General features: G+C 25.5%; 2 protein-coding genes. Both read right to left on the reverse strand.

What is annotated here, in order from left to right:
- Positions 1-184: 184 nt before the first annotated feature.
- On the reverse strand, positions 185-1,336 hold the full coding sequence (locus tag T386_RS0104150) for an Mbov_0401 family ICE element transposase-like protein (protein WP_029513858.1): 1,152 nt from the start codon (positions 1,334-1,336) through the stop codon (positions 185-187).
- Between the two features lie 307 nt (positions 1,337-1,643).
- On the reverse strand, positions 1,644-2,569 hold a 926-nt coding region (locus tag T386_RS04655; protein ID WP_036460147.1), incomplete at its 5' end, for a hypothetical protein.

The raw sequence follows: 2,569 nt of genomic DNA on the forward strand, positions 1-2,569 counted from the left end.
CAACCTAAAAACCTAAAATTGATAGGTAAATTTTCGGTTTTTTAGGTTGGTTTATAATTTGAATAAGTGGCTCAATTTGATTGAAAATTCACAAAAACAACAATTTTTGTAATTTTTTTGCGCAAAATTATTCAAAAATCTCCTATATATTATATATAGGACTAAGTATAAGATATAAGCCATTTTACATTTTTGATATAACTAAAATGTTGCTCTTTTTGTAAAAAGCAGTATTAACTATTTTTTGAATATTCGTCTTAACACTGCAAATTGTAAATGGTTTTTTAATTCTTTTCTTAACCAAGTGAGAAACATAAGTTTCAGCAATGTTGTTATAGTAATATTCTTGATCCATAGTATTCTTTTGTAAATTAATTAAATTATGCTCAATGTATAATATAAAGTCTTTTAATTGAGCTCTTTTAGCCATATCAATGTGTTTGCTAATAATATCTCAATTGTTTTCCACTAAATCTAAGAATTTTGTATATTCTCCTTCGTTGATTAATTTTCAAATTGTTTTTCTTAAATTTAAATTTAAAAGTATGTTAATCTTTTTTAGTGCCAAATTTAATTTGTTTGAATTATTAAGTGTGTTGTTCAACTTTGACTTAATATGATATCTACATAAAATAAACTTAGCATCTAAGTCCTTAGCTGTTTTAACAATTCATTTAGCACCATCACCAGTAAATATAATTGAAATATTAGAACCATAATATTTTTTAATGATTCACTTAATATCGTCCATTACATTCACTTGTTTATTTGTTCTGCTAATATAAATTAAATGATTTTTGCATATAGGTTTCTTGTTTTCGTCTAACAAAAAGAAATTAACCATTCTGGCCTTAGTTTTGATAATATCATTTTTGTTTTCTCTACATTTAAAATATGTATCGTCCATTGCTACATACAAATATTTATGTTTAGACGCTTCTGCTGAATAATCAACTAATCGAGAAGCCTCTATAGTTTTTTCAAAGTGTTTTCTAACTGCTACTAAAACAGTAGAGTAAGAGACATTAAACATTTTTGCTATTTGTCTATAGCTGATACCTGAAAGATATGTATCAACTATTTTTTGTTTAACTTCACCAGTTATGTTGTTAAATTCAGCATCAGCATAAAGCTTATTTAAAATATTAAAATATTCAACTTTGCCGTCCTTCACTCTGTAATATCTTCTGACTTTAACAGTAAAAGTTCCGTTATGAGTAGTTAAAGTTCTATTAACTGTATCTCTTACCCGTCAGCCTTCTTGCATTCTTTCAACAGACTCAAAAAACTGTTTTTCATGCAATTCAATAGATTGTATTTCTTGTTCCTTAGTCATAATAAACACATTTTAAACTATTTTATTTTTTTACTATAAAACAATTAAATAAAGAAAAAATGTGCTTATAAAGCATATACTTCAAATACTGTTCTATTAAAAAGTTAAAAATAGTGATAAAATAAAGTTGTAAAGTCACGTAAGTTATACTTATAAAGTCTGTAAAAAGCTACGTAGGCGCGGTTCCCCGCTAAAAAAGAACTCATTATCTGCAGTATAAATGGGTCTCTTTTTTATTTTGTGGGCAAAATAACAAATAAAATATATGCTTATAAAGCATATATCATATGATATTTAATAATTTTTTTTATGCTTTCTTATTGATTATTTCATTAGCAAAGCAGATAATAGTGTCGGTCATTTCTTCTAATCTTTTATTATCAATAGTATCTAATAGCAGGTTAAATCTATTAACTAAATCTAAAAAATTATTTATTTTCTTAGTTGCATCTTTCAAAATGCTTTCATATTTTTCATAATATAGATATGGCGAATGTATAAATACCCGAACTGCTGACTTTTCTTTCTCAATAAAATCGCATATTCCTTGATATAGTTTTGAGTCATTTTCAACAGAAAGATAATTAATTATAGGCTCAATAAATTTAATTTTACCTCCTAAGTCTCATAATGCATTTCTTAAAATGTTGAATTCCTCATTTCCATATGTTTTACCTAAATTAAAAAAATTATATATAAAATATGTTTTGCTTTTATGTAAATCAAAACGTTTATTTATATATCGATCCTTATGTCTATTTCATTCCTTGGAATTGGCTATGAGCATTGCCTCTAACTCTTTAATTTCAGATTTGGAATTCTCATTCATATCTAAAACACGATAAACAATCGACAATTTAACAATATATTCAACAATCGTTCTTAATGTTACTGAAACAGCATTAAGAAAAGTATTGTTATCGTCTTGATTATGAATTAATTGTCTGCGAAGTATATCAAAAACTATGCTTCTTTTATCATTATTATAACCTGATGACTTGAAAGGTATTTTTCGAGTTGCTTTAGATAAGCTTTCTTTTAATTTTAAAAATTGTTGAGCATATAAACTTTCATCAGGTTTAGTTGAATTAGACAAATATTTTAATTCCCCTGTATTAAGTTCAAAAATTCTTTCTCTAATTCCATCTTCATCAATTTGAATATGAATGTATTCATAAAATATTTTTTCAATTGTCTCTTTATCGCCAGTTTCTAATATGCTACGTGTAGTTA

It is taken from the genome of Mycoplasmopsis primatum ATCC 25948, from assembly GCF_000702785.1.
GTDB lineage: Bacteria > Bacillota_I > Bacilli_A > Mycoplasmatales > Metamycoplasmataceae > Mycoplasmopsis > Mycoplasmopsis primatum.